Origin of the sequence: Pseudoprimorskyibacter insulae (assembly GCF_900302505.1) — a bacterium.
In the GTDB taxonomy this organism is placed as follows: Bacteria; Pseudomonadota; Alphaproteobacteria; order Rhodobacterales; family Rhodobacteraceae; genus Pseudoprimorskyibacter; species Pseudoprimorskyibacter insulae.
Genome location: NZ_OMOJ01000002.1, coordinates 200,535 through 226,357 on the forward strand (window position 1 = coordinate 200,535; position 25,823 = coordinate 226,357).

The following is a 25,823-nucleotide window of genomic DNA, read 5'->3' on the forward strand; positions in this document are numbered from 1 at the left end:
CGTCAGACCGGCTGAACCTTGATCAGCGCTTGGCCGTGTTCGACCAATTCGCCATTCGGGGCAAGGATTTCGGTCACGGTGCCAGCCACGCCAGCGGTGACTTGGTTCATCAGCTTCATCACCTCGATGATGCCGATCACGCTGTCTTCGGTCACGGTGTCGCCGACTTTGATGAACGGGGCCGCGCCCGGTTTCGGCGCGTGGTAGAAGGTGCCCAGCAGCGGCGCGGGCACTTCTGATCCGCCGCCCGAGGCGACGACCGGCGCGGGAACCGTTGCCGCCGGTGCAGCAGGGGCTGCCGGGGCGCTTGGTGCCGGTGCTGCCGTAGCCGGGCCAGCGCCTTTGCGGCGCAGTTCCAGTTTCAGATCGCCGGTTTCCAGCTTGAGACTGTCAAAGTCCGACCCGTCGATCAGCTTTAGAATATGGTCGATATCGTCACGGGTCAGCCCGGTCATGGCGCGTGTCCTCCCTCAGCGTTTGGGGTCACGCTAGGGGGCGCGGCGCAACCGCTCAATCGGTCGGCGCGTCAGATTTCACCAGGTGAAACGGTAATGTCTTCGTTCATCCGTTGCGCGATGTCCAGCGCGGCTTGCATAACCGGTTCGGCGAAATGGGCAATCGCAGCGTCGCGGGTAAAGACGCGCCGTGCCCATGTGACGTTGATCGCCCCCGGCACATGGCTGCCCAGCCGGATCGCCACGCCAAGCGAGTCGCGGGCGTCATCGGCGGCGCGGCGCGGATTGTCGTAATCGCCTCCGAAATCCAGATCGCGCAGGGCATAGCCGCGCTTCCGCGTGTCGCGAAGAATTTGGTCCACGTAGTCCGGGCTACGCGCCCAGCGATCGCCGGGGCGGCGCGACCGGCGCAGGCGTTCCAGCGTGGCTTCGCGCACGGCGTCTTCGCAGTTGGCGATATAGGCCCGCCCCGAGGCTGACCGCAGCATGTTGATCTGAAACCCAACCGGACCCAGCGGGATATTGTCGATCATCGCGCGGGATGCGTTGGTCTCAATCACCTCCATATGGGTGACGCGCGGCACGGCCAGAACCGACGGCCATTTCACTGCCTCGGACAGGCGTTCCAACACGGGCGATGCGGCCTCGGCCAATTCGGACTCGCGGTCCATGCGGCGGGCCAGTTCGGACAGGGCGTAGGATGGGATATAGGCGTTGTCGGCCATGCGCTGCCAAATTGCGCCCTGTTCCAGCAGGGTCTTGAGGATGCGCAGCAAACTGGCCTTGGGGATGCCAGACAGGCGGTGCAGATCGGCCAGCGCAAGCCCGCCCGTGGTTTGCAGCAGCTGCAACACCTCAAGCCCGCGGGCCAGTGACTGAATGGATTTGACCTGAGGCGTCTTCATGATTGCCGAAACGATAGACAGCGGCGCAACAGGGTGCAATCGTTTGCCCAATGCTGCGAGGGGAGGAGTGCGCATGTCAGACGATCTTCATCAGGGCGGATGCCTGTGCGGCGCGGTGCGGTATGAGACCAAGGGCCAGCCGGTCAAGGCGGCGGCCTGCCATTGCCGGTACTGTCAGTTGCGCAGCGGGTCGGCCTTTGGCGTGTCGGTCTATTTCGCAGCCGAGAACGTGACGATGCTGCGAGGCGATTTGCGTGATTACACGTTCCAGACGGAATCGGGCCGGTCGTTTACCACGCGGTTTTGCACGACCTGCGGCACAACGGTGTTCTGGCAGCTAGAGGTGTTTCCCGGCCTGACAGGGGTCGCGGGCGCGACGTTCGACCCGCCCAGTTTCTGGTACGGGATCGAACGCGAAGTCTTTGCCCGGAACCGTGCGCCTTTTGTCGGGCTGCACGTCAAAGACAGCTCAGACGCCTCCTCCAGCTATGTGCCGAAGGTGGCCGATCCGGGGCGGCTTTCAAGCGGTTAAAGCTTGATCCAGGCGGTTTTCAGGTCGAGGTACTTTTCGAACGCGTGCAGCGATTTGTCATGCCCGTTGCCCGATTGTTTGACCCCGCCCAGCGGCACGGTGATGTCCGATCCGCCATAGGTGTTGACGTGGACAACGCCCGCTTTGATGCGGCGCACCATCTTGTGGGCGCGGCTTAGGTTGGCCGTCCATACGGCTGAGGCCAGCCCGAATTCCGTGCCGTTGGCGATGCGCAGGGCTTCTTCCTCGGTGTCGAAGGGAATGACGGCCAGAACCGGGCCAAACACCTCTTGCTGCGCGATGCGGTCTGATGGTTCGACCCCGGTGACGATGGTTGGCTCCATGAAATAGCCGCCGGTGTCTTCGAGGATGCGTTTGCCGCCAAGCGCAATGGTGCGACCCTGTTCATGTGCTTCGGCCACAAACCCAAGGTTCTGTTCCAACTGGCGCAGGCTATTGACCGCCCCGGCATTGGTGGTTGGGTCCAGCGGATCGCCGACCTTCATCGCCTTGGCGTGATGGGCCAGCAGTTCGACAAATTCGTCGTGGATTGATCGTTCGACCAAAAGGCGCGACCCGGCCACGCAGACCTGGCCAGAGTTGCGGAAGATCCCAGCGGCAGAAACCTTTGCCGCCTCATTCAAGTCAAGTGCGTCGGCAAAGACGATGTTCGCCGATTTGCCGCCCAGTTCCAGATAGACGCGTTTCAGGTTCGACCGCGCTGCGTTTTCCAGCAGGCGGCGGCCAACCGGGCCAGACCCGGTGAAGACCAGAACATCCACGTCCATTGAGGTTGCCAGCGCTTCGCCCACAACCGCCCCTTCGCCGGTCACCACGTTCAATACGCCATTCGGCATTCCCGCCTCAACCGCCAGTTCGGCGATGCGGATCAACGCAAGCGAAGCGGTCTCCGCCGGTTTCAGCACCACAGTGCAGCCCGCCGCCAGCGCCGGCCCCAGTTTCCAGGCACCAATCATCTGCGGAAAGTTCCACGGCACGATGGCCGCCACCACGCCCACCGGTTCGCGGTGCACCAGCCCCAGCGCATCGGGTGCGGTCGGGGCGATTTCGCCGGTCATCTTGTCAATCGCCTCGGCGTAATAGCGGATCGACCCGGCGGCAGACAGGGGTTCAGCCTTCAGCGCCATGCCGATTTCGGTGCCGTTGTTGCGCACCCCCAGAACCGCCAGTTCCAGCGCGTTCTGTTCGATCAGGTCGGCCCATTTCAGCATGACCTTGCGCCGCTGCGCCGGGGCCAGTTCAGACCAGCGCCCATCGTCAAAGGCGCGGCGGGCAGCGGCAATCGCGGCATCGGCATCTTGTTTGGTCCCGCGCGCCATGGTCGTCAGGACGGTGCCATCCAAAGGCGAGATGACGTCCATCACTTGCCCGTCAGATGCGGCGCAGATCTGACCGTCGATCAGATGGCCTGCGGGGGGAACGGGGCTATGGCGAAGGGCGTCGATACGCGATTGGTCCAGCATTTTGGCCTCAGAGTATGAATTTCAGGGAAAAGCGAGCGTCGTAAGCATACCTATCTTAACGCGGTCAGATACTGGCAAATAAAAAGCCCGCCCGTCAACGGTTGTGACGGGCGGGCCAAGAAATCGCGTTTGGAACACTTAGTAGCGGTAGTGTTCCGGCTTGAACGGGCCTTCGGGCGTGACGCCGATGTAGGACGCCTGATCCGAATTCAGCTGAGTCAGCTTCGCGCCGATCTTGGCAAGGTGCAGACGCGCGACCTTTTCATCCAGATGTTTGGGCAGGATGTAGACGTCGTTCTTGTACTGATCGCCTTTGGTCCACAGTTCGATCTGCGCCAGCACCTGATTGGTAAAGCTGGCCGACATCACGAAAGACGGGTGGCCCGTTGCGTTGCCAAGGTTCAACAGACGGCCTTCGGACAAAAGGATGATCCGGCTGCCCGAGGGCATCTCGATCATGTCGACCTGTTCCTTGATGTTCGTCCACTTGTGATTGCGCAGGTTGGCGACCTGAATTTCGTTGTCGAAGTGGCCGATGTTGCCGACGATCGCCATGTCCTTCATCTCGCGCATATGCTCGATGCGGATAACGTCCTTGTTGCCGGTGGTGGTGATGAAGATATCGGCGCTATCGACCACATCCTCCAGCACAACCACTTCAAACCCGTCCATCGCGGCTTGAAGTGCACAGATCGGATCGACCTCAGTTACTTTCACGCGGGCGCCGGCACCGCGCAGCGACGCGGCCGAGCCTTTGCCCACATCGCCATAGCCGCAGACCACGGCAACCTTACCGGCCATCATCACATCGGTCGCGCGGCGGATGCCGTCGACCAGCGATTCCTTACAGCCGTATTTGTTGTCGAACTTCGACTTGGTGACGGAATCGTTCACGTTGATCGCGGGGAAGGGCAGTTGGCCCTTCTTCACCAGCTCATAGAGGCGGTGAACGCCGGTGGTGGTTTCCTCGGACACTCCCTTGATCTGGTCGCGCATCTTGGTGAACCAACCGGGGCTGGCCGCCATGCGCTTCTTGATCTGGGCTTTGATAACCTCTTCTTCTTCGGATTGCGGCACGGGGATGATGTCTTCACCCGCTTCGGCGCGTGCGCCCAGCAGAACGTACAGCGTCGCATCGCCGCCATCGTCCAGGATCATGTTCGGGCCGTCGGCAAACTGGAACGATTTGTCCAGATAATCCCAATGTTCTTCAAGGCTTTGGCCTTTGATCGCAAAGACCGGAACGCCCGCTGCGGCAATGGCCGCCGCCGCGTGATCTTGGGTCGAAAAGATGTTGCACGACGCCCAACGCACATCGGCGCCCAAGGCCACCAGCGTTTCGATCAGAACGGCGGTCTGAATGGTCATGTGCAGGCTGCCGACAATGCGCGCGCCCTTCAGCGGCTGGCTCTCGCCATATTCTTCACGGCAGGCCATCAGGCCCGGCATTTCCGTTTCGGCGATGTCCAGTTCCTTGCGGCCAAAATCGGCCAGCGCGATGTCCTTGACGATATAGTCCTGGCCCATGATCGGCTCCTGTATCTGATGTTGGCCCGCACCTAGCACTGTCTGGGTCATTCGGCAACGATCCGGCACTTAAGAGGTAACCGGGAGATGAATAGGGGTATTCCCGCTTGCACCATATCGGGCGGGCTTTTACCCAATTGGAAAACACAGGACACCGGCATGGCCAAACAACCCCGCGCATGGCAACGGATGCTCTCTGGGCGCCGTCTTGATCTGCTCGACCCGACCCCGGTCGACATCGAGATCGAGGACATCGCCCATGGCCTTGCCTTTGTCGCGCGCTGGAATGGCCAGACCAAGGGCGATTTTGCCTATTCGGTGGCGGAACATTCGCTTCTAGTGACTGATTTATTCATCCGACTGAACCAAGAATTGCCGGTGAAATGGCGGTTGGCCGCGCTGCTGCATGACGCGCCAGAATACGTGATCGGCGATATGATCTCGCCGGTCAAAGCCGCCGTCGGCCCCGATTATGGCAAGCTGGATGATCGTCTGACTGCCGCCATTCATATCCGGTTTGGCTTGCCCGCCAAGATCCCCGGATCGGTTAAACGCGCGATCAAGCAGGCCGACAATATCAGCGCCTGGATGGAGGCGACGCAAATCGCCGGTTTCACCGAAGACGAGGCGGATAACCTGTTCGGGCGGCCCGATGCCAAGGTGATCGACGGCTTGACGATTGTTCTGCGTCCGCCGGTTGAGGCCCGAAATGACTATACCGCCCGTGTGGCGGAATTATTGGATCAAATGAAATGACAGATATCACTGTTCGCCGCGCAGGCCCTTTGGATGCCCGTCCCATCGCTGATCTTCTGAACGATGTGATCGAAGTGGGCGGCACAACGGCCTATACCCAGCCCGTCAGTGCGGACTATATCGCCGGCCGGATCACCAATGGGCGTCGCGCGTCGTGGCACATTGCCGAGGATGACAGCGGAGACTTGGTCGGTTTCCAATGGATCGAAGAGATTGACGAGCTTCCAACCGAAGCCGCCAGCATCGCAACATTCGCCCGGATTGGCCGAACCGGTCTTGGGATCGGCTCAAAGCTATTCGCAGCGACGGTCAAATCTGCACGTGATCTGGGCTATACATGGATCAACGCCGATATTCGCGCCGACAATGAAGGCGGGCTAATCTATTACCAATCGCGCGGCTTCGAAGACTACGGGCGCAAAACCGGCATCAAACTGGAAAATGGCCTTATCGTCGACAAAGTGCTCAAGCGCTACGATCTGTGACCGTCCCTGCGCTTCTTCTCTTTCCAAATACGCCAAACCCCGATCAACGCAGTCACGACGCCTAATATCCGGGCGCCAAAAACGCCGAGGCCCCGCATATAGCGGGGCCGAGATTTCGCGCCGCGCGTCAGCGCGTCCGCTGGATCAACAACTGGAACGTCAGCGGGGCGAGCGTTTTGCCAGAATGCGCTGCAACGTCCGGCGGTGCATGTTCAACCGTCGCGCGGTCTCAGATACGTTCCGATCACAAAGCTCATAGACCCGCTGGATATGCTCCCAACGCACGCGGTCGGCGCTCATTGGGTTTTCCGGCGGTGGCGGCAAATCGTCGGTCTTGGCCAGCAAAGCGTTGGTGATGTCCGTGGCGTCGGCGGGTTTCGACAGGTAATCCGTCGCACCGATCTTGACCGCGGCCACCGCCGTAGCAATCGCGCCATAGCCTGTCAGAACGACGATCCGGCTATCGGGGCGTTTGTCGCGGAGCACTTCGACCACATCCAGCCCGTTTCCGTCTTCCAGCCGTAGATCAACCACAGCGTAAGCGGGTGGACGTGCGGTGGCGACGGCTTTGCCTGCGGCAACGGACCCGGCCATTTCCACGTCAAAGCCGCGTTTTTCCATCGCTTTGGCCAGCCGTTTCAGGAATGGCTCGTCGTCATCGACAAGCAGCAAGGATTTGTCTTCTCCGATGTCCTGAAGTGCGCGTTCAGCCAAGTGGAGCCCTCCCACAGTGCGTTTCCCCTAAATCCTCATAACCTGCTGCCAGCAAAGCGTCAAACGTCGCCGCTATTTAGCGGCATCAATGAAGCAGGCTGTGCGCTCGGCCATTTGCTCGGGCGTGTCATCGCGGCGGAACAGTTCGACAAAGCCGTGGCCCGGCAGTGTGAGGTAGGTAAAGGTCGAATGATCGACCAAGTAATACTCATCATCGCCGGGTTGTTTCTTGTAATAGGTGCGATAGGCCATGCTGGCGGCTTTCACCTGTTCGGCGCTTCCGGTCAGGCCGATCATTTTCTCGTGCAGGTTGCCCGCAAAATCGCCAACCGCTTCGGGGGTGTCGCGATCGGGGTCGATGGAAATGAACACCGGCGTGACCGAATAGCCCATTTCATCAAGCACATCGACCGCATCGGCATTGCGGGCGGTGTCCATCGGGCAGACATCCGGGCAGAAGGTATAACCGAAATAGACCAGCGACGGTTCTGTGATGACGTCTTTGTCGGTCACGGTTTGGCCGGTTTTGTCGATCAGGGTAAAGGCTCCGCCGATCTGTTCCGCCCCGCCCGCAATGCGCGAGGTGCGGCACTGGGCAAAGATATCGCTGTCCGGCGCGGGGCGCGATATGTACCAGATCCCACCAAGAAGCGCGGCAACCGCGACAGAGGCCGAAATAGCGGCGATACGGACCATAGGATACCTTTCCGAGTTCAGCGTTGATCGTTTGCTACGGCACACCTAACAATTGCCCAAAGTCATGCAAGGGGCGAATGGGCGCAGATGGTTAGCGACGAACTTAGTCTTTTCAGGGAACACAAGCGCAGCAACTGGATTCGCCTGCGGACGATGATCCTGCTGCGGTGGGTCGCCATCGCGGGGCAGATCATTGCGCTGATCGTGGCGCAGCGGCTGTACAATCTGCAATTGGAATTGGGGCTGTGCTATCTGGCCGTCGGCGTTTCGGTGATTGGCAACCTGATTGCCATCTTCGTTTTCCCGGAAAACAAGCGCCTGTCCGAGAGTGAAAACCTGCTGATGGTTATGTTTGACCTGCTTCAGCTGTGTTTCCTGCTGTTCCTGACCGGAGGTCTGCACAACCCCTTTGCTGTGCTGGTGCTGGCCCCCGTGACCGTGTCGGCGGCGGTGTTGCCGCTGCGGTCCACGGTGGTTCTGGGGGCGACCGCCTTGTTGCTGATCTCGCTGCTGGTGGTGTTTCACCTGCCTTTGCGGACGGAACAGGGGTTCGTCCTGCGCATTCCCGACATTTTCGTCTTTGGCCAATGGACCGCGATCACCATCGCGCTGGTGTTCATTTCGATCTATTCGCGGCGCATCACGGTCGAAATGCACTCGATGGGCGATGCATTGACCGCCACACAAATGGCGCTGTCCCGCGCGCAAAAGCTGAACGATCTGGGCGGGGTTGTTGCGGCCGCCGCACATGAGCTGGGCACGCCCTTGGCAACGATCAAACTGACCAGCGCCGAGTTGATCGAGGATTTGGACGACCGTCCCGATCTGCAAGAGGATGCGCGCCTGATCCGGGACCAAGCGGACCGATGCCGCGATATTCTGCGGTCGATGGGGCGGGCTGGCAAAGACGATCTGCATATGCGCACCGCCCCCCTGTCCGAAGTGATCCGAGAGGCCGCCGAGCCGCATGAGGGGCGGGGCATCCAAATTCTGCTGGAACAAACGCCCGGCCCGGACGGGGATCCGGCGCAGCCGCAAATCCTGCGCCGTCCCGAGGTGATCCACGGGCTACGGAACCTCATTCAGAACGCTGTGGATTTCGCGGAATCGTCGGTCTGGGTCGAAACGATGTGGACGGATGACGTGATCTCGATCCGGATTGTTGATGATGGCGAAGGCTTCCCGCCGCATTTGATCGGACGGATTGGCGACCCCTTTGTGCGCCGACGGAAAACCGAACGTGAAGTCTCGAAGCGGCCCGAATATGAAGGTATGGGGCTTGGTCTGTTCATCGCCAAGACTCTGCTCGAACGATCCGGGGCTGAACTTAGCTTTGCCAACGGCTCGGCGCTGTTTGCCCGGTCCGAGGGCAAGGGCAATCGCACCGGCGCCATAGTTGAACTGGTTTGGCCAAAATCGCGGATTGTGGCCGAGCCAAGTGCCTCTCCTATCGGGGAAAATCTGCCTTTCCTGCCGTAGGCGTTAACCATTCATTAACCATTTTGGCCCCACGCTTTTCGAAGAACGAACACGAGGGTGCTGAATGCAGGTCATACCGGGCGTGGCCCTATTGGGTGGGTTTTTAGCCGGGATTCCGGTTTGGGCCATGTTTCAAAGACGTTGGCAGACCGTGCTTTGTGGTGGGGGTGCGCGCCCGCTGGATACGTCACATGCGTCGATGGTGTTTCGCAATGGCTTTCTGGTGGATGCCTCGCCCGCTTTGACCCGCAGCCTTGGGCTTGATCCGTTGCGTCCAGTCGGCTGGGCCGAAATGGCAAACCTGTTCAACTGGCGCTTTCCCGATTTTCCGGCCCGCCCGCCCAAAACATCAGTGACCGTCTTTGCCAAGGGCGATGACGCCGCGCAGATGGATATGATCGTATCGGACAAGGCTGTGCGCCTGACGCTGGCAGATGGGCAGGTTCCCGTTGGCGACGGACATGCGAACCTACGGTCGCACCGCGATCTGGAGCCGCTTCGCGCCGCAATGCTGAGCGCACCGAACCCGATTTGGCGGCAAGGCCCGTCTGGTAACGTGCTGTGGGCCAATCCGGCCTATTACGATCTGTGCACGTCGCTTGGCCATGTGGATCCGGGCACGCTGCCGCGCGGTGTCGAGGGCTTGGCCGATGCGCCGCCGGGTGAAACCCTGCGCTGCCGCTTGATCGGAGAACAAAACGATGCGCCGGGCCACTGGTTTGAGGTGACGGCCACCGATTATGCCGGGGAAACCGTGTGCTTTGCCAATGACATCAGTGCACAGGTCCAAAGCGAAGCCGCACAGCGAAACTTTGTTCAGACACTGGCCAAGACCTTTGCGCATCTTCCCATCGGGCTGGCCATCTTTGACCGCAAGCGGCAGCTGGCGTTGTTCAATCCGGCGCTGATTGACCTGACACAGTTGTCGGCTGAATTCCTGTCGGCACGTCCCAGCCTGTTTTCCTTTTTCGACCGGTTGCGTGAAACCCGGATGATGCCTGAACCCAAGGACTATACCCATTGGCGGCAGGATATGGTTGATCTTGTCCGGGCTGCCACCGATGACCGGTATTGCGAAACATGGTCGATGCCCTCGGGGTTGACCTACAAGGTAACGGGGCGGCCACATCCCGACGGGGCCATTGCCTTTCTGATCGAAGATATCAGCGCCGAAATCAGCCTGACACGGCGGTTTAGGGCCGAATTGGACCAATCGCAATCGGCGCTGGATGCGCTTGATGATGCTATCGCGATCTTTTCGCAGATCGGGGTCATGCTGATGTGCAATCAGCAGTTTTCGTCCCTCTGGGATTGCGACCCGGATCAAAGCCTTCAGGACATGACCGTCATCGACATTAGCCGTAAGTGGCAGCTGTTAAGCGCGCCGAACCCAGCATGGTCCGATTTGCGCGACTTTATCCAAGCCAGCACAGACCGCGCCCCGTGGGAGTCTGAGGTGATGCACCGCCGCGATGGTGCCTTGCGGCTGCGGGTGTCGCCGATCAAAGGCGGCAACACGATGGTGCGGTTTGAACGGATTGCGCAGGCCGCAGAACCGCAGGTGGAACAGGCCCGTGAGGTTGCGCTCTGACGGGGTTGCGGGCGGGCATGTTACGCGTCATCTTCGCGCCATGCATCACGCCGTGATTTCCCATTCGCCCGAACAGACAGCCGACCTTGCCCGCACCATCGCCCGCGATTTGGCCGCTGGCGATGTGATTTTGCTGCATGGTGAGATCGGTGCAGGCAAGACCCATTTTGCCCGTAGCCTGATCCAATCTCTGCTTGAGGTGCCCGAGGATGTGCCGTCGCCAACCTTCACCTTGATCCAGACCTATGACACCTTGAAGGGTGAGGTTTGGCATGCCGATCTGTACCGCCTGTCCAGCCCGGATGAGGCGGTGGAACTGGGGCTGGATGAGGCGTTTGAGACAGCGATTTGCCTGATCGAATGGCCGGACCGGCTTGAGGATCTGACCCCGGCATCGGCCCTGACCATGCGCTTTGCCGCGCGGGATGATGACAGCCGGTCGATTGAACTGGACTGGTCCGATCCGCGTTGGACGGGTCGTTTGAACAAGGTGCTGTCATGACCGCAACCCGTGATTTTCTGCAAACCGCCGGTTGGGATGGGGCCACCGTCGCGCCGCTGGCGCAGGATGCGTCGTCGCGCAGCTACACGCGCCTGACGGGGCCGCAAGGCACCGCCATTCTGATGGAAGACCCCGATGGCGACGCGGCGACCTTTGCCCGGCTCGCCCGCCACCTGACGGGCATTGGCCTTAGCGCGCCGCGCATTCTGGCGGATGATGCCGGGCGGGGCTTGCTGTTGATCGAAGACTTGGGTGACGGGCTGTTCGCCCGGCTGGCCGAGGCGGCCCCGACCCAAGAGGCGCAGCTTTATGCCGTGGCCGCCGATGCCCTGGCCGAGGTTCAGGCCGCGCCCGCGCCGCAGGGGTTGCCGGTTGCCGATCCTGACACCTTGGCCGATATGATTGCGCCGGGGGTGGACCTTTATTTGCCGGACTGTTCCGCAGGCGCAAAGGCCGATCTGACAGCCCGCTTTGCCGAGGCGCTGCACCGCCATGCGCCGGACCCGTCGGTGATGATAATGCGGGACTATCACGCCGAAAATCTGCTTTGGCTGCCGGATCGGGACGGCGCCGCACGGGCCGGTTTGCTTGATTTCCAAGACGCCATGCTGGGCCATCCGGCCTATGATCTGGCCTCGCTTCTGCTGGATGCGCGGCGAGTTGTGTCGCAGCCGGTGCAGCAAGAAACCTTCCGCCGGTTTCTGGACCGGACCGGCCACGCGGCTGATGCCTTTGGCGCGGCGTTCGCCGTTCTGGGCGCGCAGCGCAACTTGCGTATTCTGGGCATTTTCGTGCGCTTGGCGCAGGCGCGGGGCAAACCGCATTACCTTGACCTGATCCCCCGGGTTCAGGCCGATTTGCAGATCTGTCTGGACCATCCCGCCACGCGCGATATCGCAGACCTGTTGCGGCCCGCCTTGCCCGATCCAACGCCGGACTTCCTAAGGACGTTTCGCACATGATGCCGGATGCGATCATGCTTTTCGCGGCCGGGTTCGGCACCCGGATGCGGCACCTGACGCAGGACCGGCCCAAGCCCTTGGTGCCGGTGGCGGGCAAGCCGCTGTTGCAGCACGCGTTGGATCAGGTGGCGGGCTACGGCCCGCTGCGCTGTGTGGCCAATGCCCATTACCACGCCGATCAGGTTCAGGACTATCTGCGCGGCACCGATGTTGCGGTGTCGGTTGAGACGGGAGAGATCCTTGATACCGGGGGCGGGCTGCGCAGGGCGCTGCCGCTGCTGGCGTCACACACGGTGTTCACCATGAACACTGACGCGGTTTGGAAGGGTGCCAATGGTCTGGCACAACTGTCCAAGGCGTGGAATCCGTCGCGCATGGATGCGCTGATGCTGTGTGTGCCAAAGGCACAGACCTTTGGGCATGATGGTGACGGGAATATCACGCTGGGGGCGGATGGCCGTCTGCGCTGGGGGCAGGGGATGGTCTATTCCGGCCTTCAGATCATCAAGGCCGATGCGCTGGATCTGGTGCCTGCCCCGATCTTTTCCCTGCGCCGGGTCTGGGACGCGCTTGAGGCGCGGGGGCGATTGTTTGGCGTGGCCTATAGCGGCCAATGGTGTGATGTCGGATCGCCCGAAGGGGTGGAACTGGCCGAAAAGATGTTGAGTTCAGATGTTTGAAAATACCGGAAACGCGCGGGTTTTCGCGCTGCCGCCCGGCGTGGATTTCGCCCAAGCCTTGGTGGATGGGCTGCGCGCCCGCATGGCCGACCAGCCACCGCATGCCATGGCGCGTGTGCGGCTGATCGTCAACACAACGCGGATGCAGCGCCGTGTCCGGCAGGTCTTGGCGGAAGGGCCCGCAGGATTTGCGCCGCAGGTTAGCCTGTTGACCGGCTTGGCCGATCCGCGTGATCTGGCCGGTTTGCCTGCGCCGGTGTCGCCGCTACGTCGCCGCTTGGAACTGGTAGAGTTAATCGGGCGGCTGCTTGATGCCGACCCGACGCTGGCGGCGCGGTCGTCGCTATACGATCTGGCGGAATCGCTGGCCGGCTTGATGAGCGAGATGCAGATCGAAGGCGTCCCGCCCGAGGCGATTGAGGCGTTGGATGTGTCGGATCAATCGGGCCACTGGCAACGGGCGTTGACCTTTATCCGCATCGTACAGCGGTTCTTTGACCAATCGGGCGAGCCGCCGGATAAGGACGCGCTGCAACGTCTTGGCACCATGGCGATGCTGGACCGTTGGCGCGATGACCCGCCGCAAGATCCGGTGATCCTTGCGGGCTCTACCGGGTCGCGCGGATCGACCGGTTTGCTGATGCAGGCGGTGGCGCGACTGCCGCAAGGGGCGGTGGTTCTGCCGGGGTTCGATTATGACATGCCCCAACAAGTGTTCGACACGCTGACCGATGCCCTGTCGGGCGAAGATCACCCGCAGTTCCGGTTTGCCCGGCTGATGGCGCAGCTTGATCTGACCAAGGCCGATATTCGCCCGTGGCACACGGCCCCGGCCCCCGCGCCGGATCGCAATAAGGTCATGTCGCTGGCCCTGCGCCCTGCGCCGGTCACGCACCAATGGCTGATGGATGGCCCAAGCCTGCCGGACCTGCCGCAGGCGATGGCGGATGTTACGCTGCTGTCCGCGCCGACCCCGCGCGAAGAGGCGCTTTGCATCGCCATGCGGTTGCGCCAAGCGGCTGAGACTGGGCAGCGGGCGGCGCTGATTACGCCGGATCGGATGCTGACGCGGCAGGTCACGTCCGCCTTGGCGCGGTGGAACATCCTGCCAGACGATTCCGCCGGGACGCCGCCGCAGCTGACACCGCCGGGGCGGTTTCTGCGGCATGTTGGGCAATTGCTGCGTCAGGGGCTGACAGCGGATTTGCTGCTGACCTTGCTGAAACATCCGCTGGCCCATAGCGGCGCGGATCGCAACATTCACCTGCTGCACACCCGTAACCTCGAACTGCACATCCGCCGCAAGGGCTGGCCCTTTCCGAGTGCCGAGCAGATCATTGCTTGGGGCGCGGCGGCCAAGGCCGAAGATTGGGCCGCTTGGGTGGCGGCCTGTTTCACCGCCGAGGTGCGGGCAGGGGACCATCCGCTTGGGGACTGGGTGACGCGCCACATTGCGCTGGCCGAACAGATCGCGGCGGGCAGCACCGGCGGCACCAGCGCCGAACTTTGGGCGCAGAATGCGGGCCGCGCGGTGCGCGAAACCGTTGATGAACTGACGCAAGAGGCCGAGCATGGCGGCGCACTGGACGTGGCCGATTACACCGATCTGTTCGGTGCGATTTTGGCCCGAGGCGAGGTGCGTGACCGCGATGCGCCGCATCCCAATATCCTGATCTGGGGCACGCTAGAGGCGCGGGTGATGGATGCCGACCTGCTGATCCTTGGCGGGCTGAACGAAGGAAGCTGGCCCGAACTGCCCGGTGCCGACCCGTGGCTGAACCGGAAAATGCGGCTGGATGCGGGTCTATTGCTGCCCGAACGGCGTGTCGGGCTGTCGGCGCATGACTTCCAGCAGGCCTTTGGCGCGCATGAGGTCTGGCTGACCCGCTCGGTCAAATCCGCGGATGCCGAAACGGTGCCGAGCCGCTGGCTCAACCGATTGTCGAACCTGATGCTGGGTCTGAAAGTGCGCGGCGGGGATCAGGCCATGGCGCAAATGCAGGCGCGCGGGCAGCGCTGGCTGGATATAGCGGCCGAGGTTGAACGCCCCGTGCCGATCCCCAAGGCCGACCGCCCGTCGCCTTGCCCGCCCGCGCTGGCCCGTCCGACGCAGATCTCGGTGACGGATGTCAGCAAGCTGATCCGCGATCCTTACGCGATCTATGCCCGCCGGGTGCTGCGGCTTCAGCCGTTGGACCCGCTGCAAAAGGCGCCCGATTTCCTGCTGCGGGGGACGGTTCTGCACAAGGTGCTGGAACTGTTTGGCAAACAGTTGCGCGATAAATCCGCGCCGCTGACCGCTGATCATCTGCGCGGGCTGGCGGGGCAGGTTCTGGCCGAACAGGTGCCATGGCCCGCCATCCGCCACGTTTGGCAGGCGCGGATTGATCGAGTCGCCGATTGGTTTGTCGCCACCGAAGCGCACCGCGCCGATGTCGCCAACCCCCGCCATTTCGAAGTGGCGGGTGAACGGCGCATCGATAGGCTTGGCTTTGTGCTCAGGGGCAAGGCCGACCGGATCGACATCGACGGCCGTGGCTGTGCGCATATCTACGACTACAAGACCGGCAATCCCCCGTCCGAGGCGCAGCAGCTTTACTATGACAAGCAGCTGTTCCTTGAGGCCGCAATGATCGAGGCGGGCGGGTTTACCGACCTTGGGCCGCTGCATGTGGATCGCGCCGTTTACATCGGGCTTGGCCCGTCCCCGTCCGAGGTGTTCGCCCCCTTCGACAAACAAGCCCCGGCTGAGGTGTGGGCGCAGTTTGAAACTCTGATCGAAACCTATCTGTCCGAGGACACGGGATTCACCGCGCGGCGGGCGATGTTCAAGGAAGACGATCTTGCCGACTATGACCACCTGTCACGCTTTGGCGAATGGGACATCACGCAACCGGCCAAGCGCGAGGTGCTGACATGATCCGCAATGAGGCGACCCTGCGCCAGATTGAAGCCGCCATTCCGCGCAATTCCACCTGGCTAAGCGCGAATGCCGGGTCGGGCAAGACGCGCGTTCTGACCGACCGTGTGGCGCGGCTTTTGCTAGAGGATGTGCTGCCGGAACACATCCTGTGTCTGACCTTCACCAAGGCCGCCGCCTCTGAGATGCAGAACCGCCTGTTCAAGCGCTTGGGCGAATGGGCGATGCTGGAGGATGCAGAACTGCGCGATGCCCTGTTGGACTTGGGCGTTGAGGCCGATCTGAGCGGCGATTTCCTGCGCAATGCCCGCACGCTGTTTGCCCGCGCGATTGAAACGCCGGGGGGGTTGCGGATTCAGACGATCCATTCGTTCTGTTCATCCTTGCTGCGGCGCTTTCCGCTTGAGGCACGCGTCAGCCCGCAGTTCCAAGAGATCGAGGACCGGACCGCCGAAATCCTGCGCGATGAGATCCTGAACCGGATGGCCGAAGGCCCCGAGGCGGGCTGGGTCGCGGATATGGCGGCGCTGGATACAAGTGTCGATCTAAGCGGTATGCTGGCCGAAATTGTCGGCAACCGCCGCGCGTTTGAGGGCGTGTCCGAAGACGATCTGCGCAAACGCTATGGGCTGGGCGAGGACGGCGACAGCATCGAGCGTATCCTTTCCTATGTCTTCCCCGAGGGTGAAGTTGAATTTATCGCTGATCTGGTGCCGCTGCTGAATGGCAGCGGATCGAATGACCAGAAGGCGGGTGCCAAGTTGCTGGGGCTGAAGGCCGATCTGGCGGGGCTTTTGGCGCTGGAGGATGTGGGCCTGTTCGGTGGCAAGGCCAAAGATCCCTACGGCCCGAAAGTCGGCGCGTTCCCGACCAAGGCCCTGCGCAACAAGCATATGGCCGGGATGACCGGGCGCATGGATGATCTGCTGATCCGCGTGGCCTCAGCCCGGTTGCGGCGGATTGCTGTGTCGGCCTTCCGCGGTGACAGCGTGCTGTTCCGTTTCGCGCAGGCGTTTTTGCCGCTTTATGAGGCGGAAAAGCTGCGCCGGGGTTGGCTCGATTTCGACGACCTGATCGAAAAAGCGCATGAGCTTTTGTCTGATCGAGATGTGGCGGAATGGGTGCTCTACCGGCTGGACGGCGGGATCGACCACATTCTGGTGGATGAGGCGCAGGATACCAGCCCGGTGCAATGGCAGGTCGTTCAGCGGCTGGCGCAGGAATTCACCTCAGGCGAGGGGGCGCGGGCCGACAAGGTGCGCACCATCTTTGTGGTCGGTGACAAGAAACAGTCGATCTATTCTTTCCAAGGCGCCGACCCGGATGAATTTGACCGAATGCAGGCCGATTTCGCCGACCGGTTGGAGCCGACAGGCGAACCGCTGCATCGGTTGTCACTGGCCTATTCCTTTCGGTCGGCAGAACCGATCTTGCGCGTGGTGGACAAGACCTTTGAGGGGCTGCAACGCGCTGGATTTGTGCCGGAGGAAACGCATAAGGCGTTCAAGGAACAGATGCCGGGGCGAGTGGATCTGTGGCCGCTGATCGACAAGACCAAGTTGGACAACGATGACGATTGGTGGAACCCCGTCGATCTGGTGGGCGATCACCACCATACGGTGCTTTTGGCACGGCGGGTGGCGGCCTTTATTCGGCAAACCATAGATAGCGGCCATCCCATGCCGGTTGAGAACGGCCACAGCGGCACCTATGCCGCACGGCCGGTTCAGGCGGGTGATTTCCTGATCCTCGTGCGCAGCCGTGGCACGCTTTATTCTGAGATTATGCGTGCCTGCAAGCAGGCGGGCCTGCCGATGGCCGGGGCCGACCGGCTGAAGGTGATGTCGGAACTGGCGGTGCGCGATCTGGCGGCGCTGCTGTCTTTCCTTGCCACGCCCGAAGACAGCTATTCGCTGGCGGTGGCGCTACGCTCGCCCCTATTCGGGCTGGAAGAACAGGCACTGTTTGACCTGTCCCACCGCCGCGAGGGGCCGTTCCTATGGGAAGCGCTGCGCAAACGGCGGGATGATTTCCCGCATGTGATGGCGGTGCTGGATGACCTGATGGGCCAGACGGATTTCCTGCGCCCCTATGACCTGATTGACCGTATCCTGATACAGCACGACGGGCGCAAACGCCTGCTGGGCCGTCTTGGCGAAGAGGCCGAGGACGGGATCAACGCCTTCCTGCAACAGGCCATCGCCTATGAGCAAACATCCGTTCCCAGCCTGACCGGGTTCCTGCAATGGATGGAAACCGACGATCTGGAAATCAAGCGCCAGATGGAAAGCGCGGGCGACAAGGTGCGGATGATGACGGTGCATGGCTCTAAGGGGTTGGAAGCGCCGATCGTGATCTTGCCCGATACCGCGCAAAAGCAGGACCGGCGGCGCGGGTCGCTGCTCAAAACCGAAGGCTCGGTGCTTTGGGCGGCTTCGGGCGATGACGCCTCGGAGGCGCAGGAGCAAGCCAACCAAGCCCGCCGTGACGCCGAACAGCAAGAACTGGCGCGGCTGCTGTATGTCGGGATGACGCGGGCCGAGAAATGGCTGGTCGTCGGGGCCTATGACGATTTGGGCAAGCAAGGCGACAGCTGGTACGAGATGGTGCAGCGCGGGATGCTGGCCTCGGGCGCGACCGAACATCTGATGCAGTTCGGCCCAGAAGGGCAGGGCAAAGGGCTAAGGCTGGATAATGGCCTGTGGGACGGGCTTGAAATGACCGTGCCAGAGGTGCCGGACGTGCGCCGGGTCGATGTGCCGGATTTCCTGCATCACGCCATCCCTGACATGCCGCCCCATGCCGAACCCCTGACGCCGTCCAACCTTGGCGGTGCCAAGGCGCTGCCGGGGGCAGATGGGGATCTGGGCGATATCGCCATGCACCGCGGCACGATGGTGCATGGGTTGCTGGAAACCCTACCCGATGTGCCGGTGGCGGATTGGCCGGACACTGCCTTGGCTATTCTGCGGCAGCTTGATCCGACCGTGCAGCCCGAGGCGCTGGCGCCCTGGCTGGCGGAGGCGGAACAGGTGCTGACCGCGCCTTCGCTGGCGCGCTATTTCGCAGGTGATACGCTGGCCGAAGTGCCCGTGGTTGGTCCGGTTGGCCCGCTTGGCCCGATGCATGCCATTCTGGACAGGGTGATTCTTGAATCGGGCCGCGTCACGGTGGTTGATTTCAAAACCAACCGCACAGTTCCGGGTCGCCCCGAGGATTGCCCGGAAGGAATTTTGCGTCAAATGGGCGCGTATGCGGTCATCCTGTCGCAGATCTATCCGGGGCATGTCATTGAAACTGGTGTGATCTGGACGACAACGGCCACTTATATGGAACTACCGCACGATCTTGTGATGGCCGCCGTTGAAAGAGCATATCTTGACCTTGCCCCGGCGGCTCCCTAGGTTTTGCCCCCGTACAAGATGCGCCCAAGCCGCAAGGAGAACCGACATGGCCACCGTCGCAGTCACCGACGCTACCTTTGAAGAAGAAGTGAAGAACTCGGACATCCCCGTTGTGGTGGATTTCTGGGCTGAATGGTGTGGCCCGTGCCGCCAGATCGGTCCGGCTCTGGAAGAGCTGTCGAACGAACTGGGTGGTAAGGTCAAGATCGCCAAGGTCGACGTTGACCAGAACCCGAACACCGCCGCCATGATGGGCGTTCGCGGTATTCCGGCGCTGTTCGTCATCAAAGGCGGTCAGGTCGTTTCGAACCGCGCAGGTGCCGCGCCGAAGGCCGCTCTGCAAAGCTGGATCGAAGAAAGCATCGCCTGATTTGGGCAATATGCTGTAAGAAGGGGCCGCCTGAAGGGGCGGCCTTTTTGCATTTGGGGTGCCATGACGTTAACCAATTCCGATATCGCCGAGTTGATCGCGCTGCGCCGTGATCTGCACCGCAGCCCCGAAGTTAGCGGGCAAGAGGCCGGGACCGCCCGCCGGATTGTCGATGCCCTGACGCCGCTGGCGGATGAGGTGATCACCCGGCTTGGCGGCCATGGGGTCGCGGCGGTGTTCGTGGGTGCGGGCGACGGTCCGACGGTGCTGTTTCGGTGCGAATTGGACGCGCTGCCCATCGCCGAACGGTCGGGCGTTCCGCATGCGTCTGAGGCGCGCGGTGTGGCGCATCTATGCGGGCATGACGGGCATATGGCCATTCTGGCGGGCTTGGGGCGTTTGATGGCGCGTCAGCGGCCTGCACGGGGGCGTGTGGTTCTTCTGTTCCAACCGGCTGAGGAAACCGGCGCAGGGGCGGCGGATGTGATTGCCGATGCGAACTTCGACTCTATTGCACCAGACTATGCCTTTGCGCTGCACAATCGCCCCGGCCTGCCGCTGGGCCATGTGGGGCTGACCGACGGGCCTATTGCCTGCGCATCGCGTGGGATGCGGATCACCTTTCGCGGGAAAGAGGCGCACGCGTCCGAGCCTGAAAATGGCACCTCGCCCATGCCTGCGATGGCTGATCTGATGCCCGCGCTTGCGGCCCTATCGCGGGGCGCTTTGGGCGATGCGGAGTTCCGGTTGGCGACCGTGACGCATGCCCGGCTGGGCGAACCTGCCTTTGGCATTGCCCCCGGCGACGGAGAGGTTTGGGTGACCCTGCGCACGCTGGTGGATGCGCAGATGGATGCGCTTTGCACAGCGGCTGAGGCGTTGGCGCAAAGCGCGGCTGATGCGCACGGGCTGGTCGTGAATTGGCAGTATGAGGACGTGTTCCTGCACAGCGAAAACCACCCCGAGGCAACGCAGATCGCGCAAGCCGCCGTTGCGGCGCTGGGGATGTCGCAGGACGGGCAAGGCTGCCCCATGCGCGCGTCCGAAGATTTCGGGCGGTTTGGCCATTCGGCCAAGGCGGCGATGCTGTATCTTGGATCGGGCGAGGTGCATCCGGCGCTGCACAATTCCGATTACGATTTCCCCGACGATCTGATTGCCATCGGCGCGCGGATCTTTGACCGGATTGCCCGCGACATCCTCGGCTAAACCCTGCGCAAAAAGCTCCGGGCCTTGTCTGCCCCGCCGCGCCCTTCCATATAGGGTGCAAGACAAAGGAGACCCCATGAGCGACGATTTCCCCGGCTGGCACGGCACAACGATTATCGGCGTCCGCAAAGGCGGCAAGGTGGTGGTGGCCGGTGACGGCCAAGTCAGCCTTGGCCAAACCGTCATCAAAGGCGCCGCCCGCAAGGTGCGCCGCCTGTCCCCCGGTGGCTATGACGTGGTGTGCGGCTTTGCCGGATCGACCGCCGATGCCTTCACCCTGCTGGAACGGCTGGAAGCCAAGCTAGAGGCAACGCCCGGCCAATTGCAGCGCGCGAGCGTGGAGTTGGCCAAGGATTGGCGCACCGACAAGTACCTGCAAAAGCTGGAGGCGATGCTGATCGTCACCGATGGCCGCGAACTGTACGTGATTACCGGCGCTGGCGATGTCCTGGAGCCGGAACATGACGTGGCCGCCATTGGTTCGGGCGGGAACTTTGCCCTCGCGGCTGCCCGCGCGATGATGGACAGCGACAAGGATGCCGAAACCGTGGCGCGTGATGCGATGGCGATTGCCGCCGACATCTGCGTCTACACCAACGGCAAGCTGACCGTCGAAACGATTGAAGGCTGAACCTCGGACCCCGAGTTGAGCAGCCGCACAGACAAGGAAAACCTATGACCGACCTGACCCCGCGCGAGATCGTTTCTGAGCTTGATCGCTTTATCATTGGCCAAGGCGATGCGAAGCGCGCCGTTGCCGTGGCCCTACGCAACCGTTGGCGGCGCAAGCAACTGCCCGATGATCTCCGCGATGAGGTGTATCCCAAGAACATCCTGATGATCGGGCCGACCGGCGTTGGGAAAACCGAGATCAGCCGCCGCCTTGCCAAGCTGGCCCGTGCGCCGTTCATCAAAGTTGAGGCGACGAAGTTCACCGAAGTGGGCTATGTGGGCCGCGATGTTGAGCAGATCGTCCGCGATCTGGTGGACGCGGCCATCGCGATGACGCGCGAACACATGCGCGAGGATGTCAAAGCCGCCGCGCACCATAATGCCGAAGAGCGAGTGATTGACGCGATTGCCGGTACAGATGCCCGCGACGGCACCCGCGATATGTTCCGCCGCAAGCTGAAGACGGGCGAGCTTGATAACACGATGATCGAATTGGACGTGGCGGACACATCGAACCCGCTGCCGATGTTCGACATTCCCGGCCAGCCGGGTGGTAATATGGGGATGCTCAATCTGGGCGAATTGTTCGGCAAGATGGGTGGGCGCACTCAGCGCCGCAAGATGACCGTGGCCGAAAGCTATGAGGTGTTGATCGGCGAAGAGGCCGACAAGCTGCTGGATGATGAGGCGGTCAAGACTGCCGCGCTTGAGGCGGTTGAGCAAAACGGCATCGTGTTTCTTGACGAGATCGACAAGGTTTGCGCTCGGTCCGATGCGCGAGGCGGCGATGTCAGCCGCGAAGGTGTGCAGCGCGATCTGCTGCCGCTGATCGAAGGGACCACCGTGTCGACCAAGCATGGCCCGGTGAAGACCGACCATATCCTGTTCATCGCTTCGGGTGCGTTCCACATTGCCAAGCCTTCGGACCTGTTGCCGGAATTGCAGGGCCGTTTGCCGATCCGGGTGAACCTGCGGGCGCTGACCGAGAAGGACTTTGTGCGCATTCTGACCGAAACGGACAATGCGCTGACCCGTCAGTATACTGCGCTGATGGCCACCGAAGAAGTGACGGTGACCTTTACCGACGATGGCATTGCCGCGCTGGCGCGTATCGCCGCGGAGGTGAACCAGAGCATCGAGAATATCGGCGCGCGTCGTTTGTATACGGTGATGGAACGGGTGTTCGAGGATCTGAGCTTTTCGGCTCCGGATCAGCCAGGGCAGGCCGTGACCGTGGATGCCGGGTTTGTGGATCAGCATTTGGGCGAGTTGACCAAATCGACGGATCTGAGCCGTTACGTTCTTTAAGGGGCTTTGCCCCCGCCGCCTTTTGGGCGGCTCCCCCGAGTATTTAAGAGAAAGATGAAAGGGCTGGGCAGCGCACCAGTCCTTTTGTATGTTTGCGCAATCAGTTTTGGGAGGCAGCGATGAAACGGTCGCGCATCAATGAGATTTTGAAGGAAAGCGACGCGTTCATCCGCTCGCACGGGTATGTCATGCCGCCCTTTGCCTATTGGACGCCTGAGGCGTTCAAGGCCAACGATCATGCCCAGATCAAGCAGCGGCGCATGGGGTGGGATATCACCGACTATGGCGCGGAAAAGTTTGATGAGATGGGGCTGTTCCTGTTCACCACGCGCAATGGGCTGAACGCCGATTTGGGCAAGCGCAGCGCGATGCTTTATGCTGAAAAGATCATGATTTCCCGCAAAGATCAGCTGAGCCCGATGCACCGGCATGAGGTGAAAGTCGAAGACATCATCAACCGTGGTGGCGGCAAGCTGGTGCTTGAGCTGTATAAGATGTCAGCCGATGGCGGTGTGGATCGCGGATCGGCCGTGTCTGTCATGGTCGATGGGATTGTGCGGACGGTTCAGGCGGGCGGCTTGCTGAAGCTGGAGCCGGGCGAAAGCGTGACCTTGAACCCCGGCGATTGGCATGCGTTCTGGGGCGAGGGCGGCGATGTGCTGATTGGCGAGGTGTCGACCGTGAATGACGATCTGACCGACAACATCTTTGAAATGCCGATTGGCCGGTTTTCGAATGTCGAAGAGGATGAAGCGCCGGTTCATCTGTTGGTGTCGGATTATGACACACATCTCTAGGCATTAACGGCCTGTTTACCAGATTTGCGCCAGCCTGTGGTCATGAGCGACTCGATGCACATGGCCGAATCTGGGCTGCCGCTGTTTGAAGGGACGCCGGTTTTGGTGCCGGGGCAGCGGTTGCCATCCTATATCGCGGATCACCGCAAACGGTTGCGTGCGCGGTTTCGCGACGGCGGGGCCGATGCCATGCCGGATTATGAGCTGCTGGAGCTGGTGCTGTTCGGGGCGCTTCCACGCGGCGATGTGAAGCCTTTGGCGCGGGCGCTGTTGGATCAGTTCGGCGATTTCAATGGCGCTGTTTCGGCCCCTGCCGATCGCTTGCTTGAAGTGGCAGGGGTTGGGGAATCGGTCGTGACACAGTTGAAAATCGTTGAAGCCGCAGCGCACCGGCTTTCGCGGGCGCGGGTGATGCGGCGGCATGTGCTGTCCAGCTGGGACGCGCTGCTTGGCTATTGTCAGACCACCATGGCGCATCGGTCGCGCGAACAGTTTCGGGTGCTGTATCTGGACCGCAAAAACGTGCTGATTGAGGATGAGGCGGTCGCCGAAGGGACGGTTGACCATGTGCCGGTTTATCCGCGTGAGGTGGTCAAACGGGCCTTGGCGCTGGATGCTTCAGCGTTGATTTTGGTGCACAACCATCCGTCGGGTGATCCGACGCCAAGCGCGTCGGACATCGATATGACCCAGCAAATTGATCGCGCGGCCAGTGCCTTGGGGATTGTGTTGCACGATCATCTGGTGATCGGGCGGTCGCGTGAGGTGAGTTTTCGTTCTGAAGGGCTGCTCTAGTTACTGCACCCAAACCTCGACCCGGCGGTTGACCTGGCGGCCCCATTGCGTGTCATCGCAGGCCATCGGCATGGCTTCGCCAAAAGCGTCGATATCCACGTCCAGCCGGTTCAGATTGGCGGTCTCGGCGGCCTCAAGCACGGCATTGCGCACCGCTTCGGCGCGGCGGCGGGCGATGGTCAAGTTGGGTTCAGCCGGGCCGACGCCATCGCTGAACCCGACAAACAGCAGGCGGCGGGTGTCATATTCGCCCGCCTCAAGCGATCGGGCCAATTGCTGCACGTTCGACCGGCTTTGCGCATCGAGCCGGGCCGAGCCTGCCTCAAACCGGAACGATGTGGTCAGGCGCTTCATCGGGGTCAGCACGTCAATCATGCGCTTGAGGTTTGCAAGGCCATCGTCGCCCTCGGCCACCAGAACGGCATTTGCAAGGCGGTCGCCCTGATTGTCGATTGGCACTTCCTCGGGGGCTTGGTCGACGAACCCGGCGCGGCGGATCACGATTTGGGCGACGGGGCTGCGGGTGAAGGACAGGAAATCGCGCCCAAGTTTCGGCAGGCGCCGCGCGGGCATATAGAGGAACATCGGCGCGGTGAGCGGGTAGTCCTCGGTTTTGATGGTGCGGCGGGTGCTGCGCAGGGAAAAGCCGCATTCGCCGATTAAAATCAGTGGCTTGGTATTGCCAATCTCGGAATAGCTGACAATGCCCAGCCCGAAGGGATCATCGGCAATCGCCTGCGCCAGCGCTTCGTTCGTGCCGTGTCGCGTCAAAGTGGCGGATAAGACCAGATCGGCGGGCAACAACAGTCGGTCTTCAACCGCTTGGGAAATGCCGGACCGTTCGTCGCGCAGGTGGACGGTCATCGGGGCATCTTCGCCGCCCAGTTGCGCCCAGTTGGTGACTTGCCCGCCCAGAACCCGCGCCAGATCGTGCAAGGATATCGCGTTGACCGGATTGGCGGGGGCGACGACAGGAACCATGGCATCCAGCGCCAGAACCCGGTTGCGGTTGGGGCCTTGCAGATCACCTAGGCCCGCCTCGCGGGCCAATACCGTTTCGGTTTCGCGAATTTCGCGCAGGGACATCACGATGTCGGCCTCATCGGCCAGCAGGTCGGCAAAGCCTTCGTCGGTATTGGTCACCCGGAACAGGAACCGGCCTTTGACATCGCCACTGTCTTTTTCGGACAGGGTATAGGTGAATTGGCCGTCTTCATTCTGTGCACGGTCGGCGCGCAGGTTGTTGCGCAGGGCGAAGGCTTCGATCAGGGCGGGCATCAGAACCTGACCAATGGTCGACGACCCCGAGACCGTCATTTCCGCCACGAAGTTGAGCAAATCCGGGCAGCCCGGCCCCTCGCAGGATACGCCCGACCCGTCGACCGTCAGTTCGCCATAAATGCTATCGACGCGATAGAACTCTCCGTCGAACCCAAGCAGGGTGCCAGAGATTTCGACCGCGCCATCGTGCGACCGCAAGTTCACGTCCTGCGCTGCAAGCCCGGTTGCAACCCATAAAAAGAAAAATGCGGCGTATCCCGCCGCACGCAGTGCTTTCATGAAGCGCCCGCCTACACCCT

Annotated in this window: 23 protein-coding genes; 16 read left to right on the forward strand and 7 right to left on the reverse strand. The window is 61.8% G+C overall.

Annotated elements, in window-relative coordinates; translation table 11 throughout:
* Nucleotides 1-2 precede the first annotated feature (2 nt).
* Together accB and PRI8871_RS06515 are read right to left on the reverse strand one after the other, a co-directional pair.
* On the reverse strand, nucleotides 3-455 hold the full coding sequence (accB, locus tag PRI8871_RS06510) for an acetyl-CoA carboxylase biotin carboxyl carrier protein (protein ID WP_219929008.1): 453 nt from the start codon (nucleotides 453-455) through the stop codon (nucleotides 3-5).
* A 71-nt stretch (nucleotides 456-526) separates the two neighbouring features.
* The gene (locus PRI8871_RS06515; RefSeq protein ID WP_181389396.1) at nucleotides 527-1,360 is read right to left on the reverse strand and encodes a helix-turn-helix domain-containing protein; all 834 of its coding nucleotides are present in this window, start codon (nucleotides 1,358-1,360) and stop codon (nucleotides 527-529) included.
* A gap of 73 nt (nucleotides 1,361-1,433) precedes the next feature.
* Between PRI8871_RS06515 and PRI8871_RS06520 the strand changes: the two genes are divergently transcribed.
* A complete protein-coding gene (locus tag PRI8871_RS06520) occupies nucleotides 1,434-1,892 on the forward strand; it encodes a GFA family protein (RefSeq protein ID WP_108885390.1) in 459 nt (152 codons plus the stop codon).
* Here PRI8871_RS06520 and PRI8871_RS06525 read toward each other — a convergent pair.
* Together PRI8871_RS06525 and ahcY are read right to left on the reverse strand one after the other, a co-directional pair.
* Nucleotides 1,889-3,376 carry an aldehyde dehydrogenase gene (locus PRI8871_RS06525; RefSeq protein WP_108885391.1) on the reverse strand — a complete coding sequence of 496 codons (1,488 nt, stop codon included), beginning with the start codon at nucleotides 3,374-3,376 and terminating at the stop codon, nucleotides 1,889-1,891. The two genes, PRI8871_RS06520 and PRI8871_RS06525, sit on opposite strands and share 4 nt — an antisense overlap.
* Nucleotides 3,377-3,514: 138 nt before the next feature.
* On the reverse strand, nucleotides 3,515-4,903 hold the full coding sequence (ahcY, locus tag PRI8871_RS06530; protein WP_108885392.1) for an adenosylhomocysteinase: 1,389 nt from the start codon (nucleotides 4,901-4,903) through the stop codon (nucleotides 3,515-3,517).
* A 159-nt stretch (nucleotides 4,904-5,062) separates the two neighbouring features.
* On the opposite strand from ahcY, the gene PRI8871_RS06535 reads away from it, so the two are divergent.
* The gene (locus PRI8871_RS06535) at nucleotides 5,063-5,659 is read left to right on the forward strand and encodes an HD domain-containing protein (protein WP_108885393.1); all 597 of its coding nucleotides are present in this window, start codon (nucleotides 5,063-5,065) and stop codon (nucleotides 5,657-5,659) included.
* Entirely contained in the window at nucleotides 5,656-6,144 is a 489-nt protein-coding gene (locus PRI8871_RS06540) for a GNAT family N-acetyltransferase (RefSeq protein ID WP_108885394.1), read from the forward strand. Before PRI8871_RS06535 ends, PRI8871_RS06540 begins: the two co-directional genes overlap by 4 nt.
* Nucleotides 6,145-6,303: 159 nt before the next feature.
* Here PRI8871_RS06540 and PRI8871_RS06545 read toward each other — a convergent pair whose 3' ends face one another.
* A complete protein-coding gene (locus PRI8871_RS06545) occupies nucleotides 6,304-6,858 on the reverse strand; it encodes an ActR/PrrA/RegA family redox response regulator transcription factor (RefSeq protein WP_108885395.1) in 555 nt (184 codons plus the stop codon).
* A gap of 72 nt (nucleotides 6,859-6,930) precedes the next feature.
* Nucleotides 6,931-7,554, reverse strand: coding sequence for an SCO family protein (locus tag PRI8871_RS06550; protein ID WP_108885396.1), 624 nt, complete (start codon nucleotides 7,552-7,554; stop codon nucleotides 6,931-6,933).
* Between the two features lie 87 nt (nucleotides 7,555-7,641).
* On the opposite strand from PRI8871_RS06550, the gene regB reads away from it, so the two are divergent.
* From regB to radC, 13 genes are all read left to right on the forward strand, one after another.
* Nucleotides 7,642-9,033 carry a sensor histidine kinase RegB gene (regB, locus tag PRI8871_RS06555; protein WP_108885397.1) on the forward strand — a complete coding sequence of 464 codons (1,392 nt, stop codon included), beginning with the start codon at nucleotides 7,642-7,644 and terminating at the stop codon, nucleotides 9,031-9,033.
* A 64-nt stretch (nucleotides 9,034-9,097) separates the two neighbouring features.
* Nucleotides 9,098-10,624, forward strand: coding sequence for a PAS-domain containing protein (locus PRI8871_RS06560; protein ID WP_108885398.1), 1,527 nt, complete (start codon nucleotides 9,098-9,100; stop codon nucleotides 10,622-10,624).
* 40 nt (nucleotides 10,625-10,664) lie between these two features.
* Nucleotides 10,665-11,126, forward strand: coding sequence for a tRNA (adenosine(37)-N6)-threonylcarbamoyltransferase complex ATPase subunit type 1 TsaE (gene tsaE / locus PRI8871_RS06565; RefSeq protein ID WP_108885882.1), 462 nt, complete (start codon nucleotides 10,665-10,667; stop codon nucleotides 11,124-11,126).
* Nucleotides 11,123-12,088 (forward strand): aminoglycoside phosphotransferase family protein, encoded by a 966-nt coding sequence (locus tag PRI8871_RS06570; RefSeq protein WP_108885399.1) that lies wholly within the window; start codon nucleotides 11,123-11,125, stop codon nucleotides 12,086-12,088. The genes tsaE and PRI8871_RS06570 overlap by 4 nt, the downstream gene beginning before the upstream one ends.
* Nucleotides 12,085-12,768 (forward strand): nucleotidyltransferase family protein, encoded by a 684-nt coding sequence (locus tag PRI8871_RS06575; RefSeq protein ID WP_306418440.1) that lies wholly within the window; start codon nucleotides 12,085-12,087, stop codon nucleotides 12,766-12,768. The genes PRI8871_RS06570 and PRI8871_RS06575 overlap by 4 nt, the downstream gene beginning before the upstream one ends.
* Nucleotides 12,761-15,688, forward strand: coding sequence for a double-strand break repair protein AddB (addB, locus tag PRI8871_RS06580; protein WP_108885400.1), 2,928 nt, complete (start codon nucleotides 12,761-12,763; stop codon nucleotides 15,686-15,688). Before PRI8871_RS06575 ends, addB begins: the two co-directional genes overlap by 8 nt.
* Nucleotides 15,685-19,092, forward strand: a complete 3,408-nt coding sequence (gene addA / locus PRI8871_RS06585) for a double-strand break repair helicase AddA (RefSeq protein ID WP_108885401.1) — start codon at nucleotides 15,685-15,687, stop codon at nucleotides 19,090-19,092. Before addB ends, addA begins: the two co-directional genes overlap by 4 nt.
* 46 nt (nucleotides 19,093-19,138) lie before the next feature.
* Nucleotides 19,139-19,462 (forward strand): thioredoxin, encoded by a 324-nt coding sequence (trxA, locus tag PRI8871_RS06590; protein ID WP_108885402.1) that lies wholly within the window; start codon nucleotides 19,139-19,141, stop codon nucleotides 19,460-19,462.
* A 63-nt stretch (nucleotides 19,463-19,525) separates the two neighbouring features.
* Nucleotides 19,526-20,671 carry an amidohydrolase gene (locus tag PRI8871_RS06595; RefSeq protein WP_108885403.1) on the forward strand — a complete coding sequence of 382 codons (1,146 nt, stop codon included), beginning with the start codon at nucleotides 19,526-19,528 and terminating at the stop codon, nucleotides 20,669-20,671.
* Between the two features lie 76 nt (nucleotides 20,672-20,747).
* Nucleotides 20,748-21,302, forward strand: a complete 555-nt coding sequence (gene hslV / locus PRI8871_RS06600; RefSeq protein ID WP_108885404.1) for an ATP-dependent protease subunit HslV — start codon at nucleotides 20,748-20,750, stop codon at nucleotides 21,300-21,302.
* A 44-nt stretch (nucleotides 21,303-21,346) separates the two neighbouring features.
* Nucleotides 21,347-22,651, forward strand: coding sequence for an ATP-dependent protease ATPase subunit HslU (gene hslU / locus PRI8871_RS06605; RefSeq protein WP_108885405.1), 1,305 nt, complete (start codon nucleotides 21,347-21,349; stop codon nucleotides 22,649-22,651).
* Between the two features lie 119 nt (nucleotides 22,652-22,770).
* Nucleotides 22,771-23,448, forward strand: coding sequence for a D-lyxose/D-mannose family sugar isomerase (locus PRI8871_RS06610; protein ID WP_108885406.1), 678 nt, complete (start codon nucleotides 22,771-22,773; stop codon nucleotides 23,446-23,448).
* A gap of 60 nt (nucleotides 23,449-23,508) precedes the next feature.
* Complete coding sequence (gene radC / locus PRI8871_RS06615) at nucleotides 23,509-24,243, forward strand: RadC family protein (protein WP_370741961.1); 735 nt, start codon at nucleotides 23,509-23,511, stop codon at nucleotides 24,241-24,243.
* On the opposite strand, the gene PRI8871_RS06620 is transcribed toward radC, so the two are convergent.
* Entirely contained in the window at nucleotides 24,244-25,803 is a 1,560-nt protein-coding gene (locus PRI8871_RS06620; RefSeq protein WP_108885408.1) for a substrate-binding domain-containing protein, read from the reverse strand.
* Between the last annotated feature and the right edge of the window lie 20 nt (nucleotides 25,804-25,823).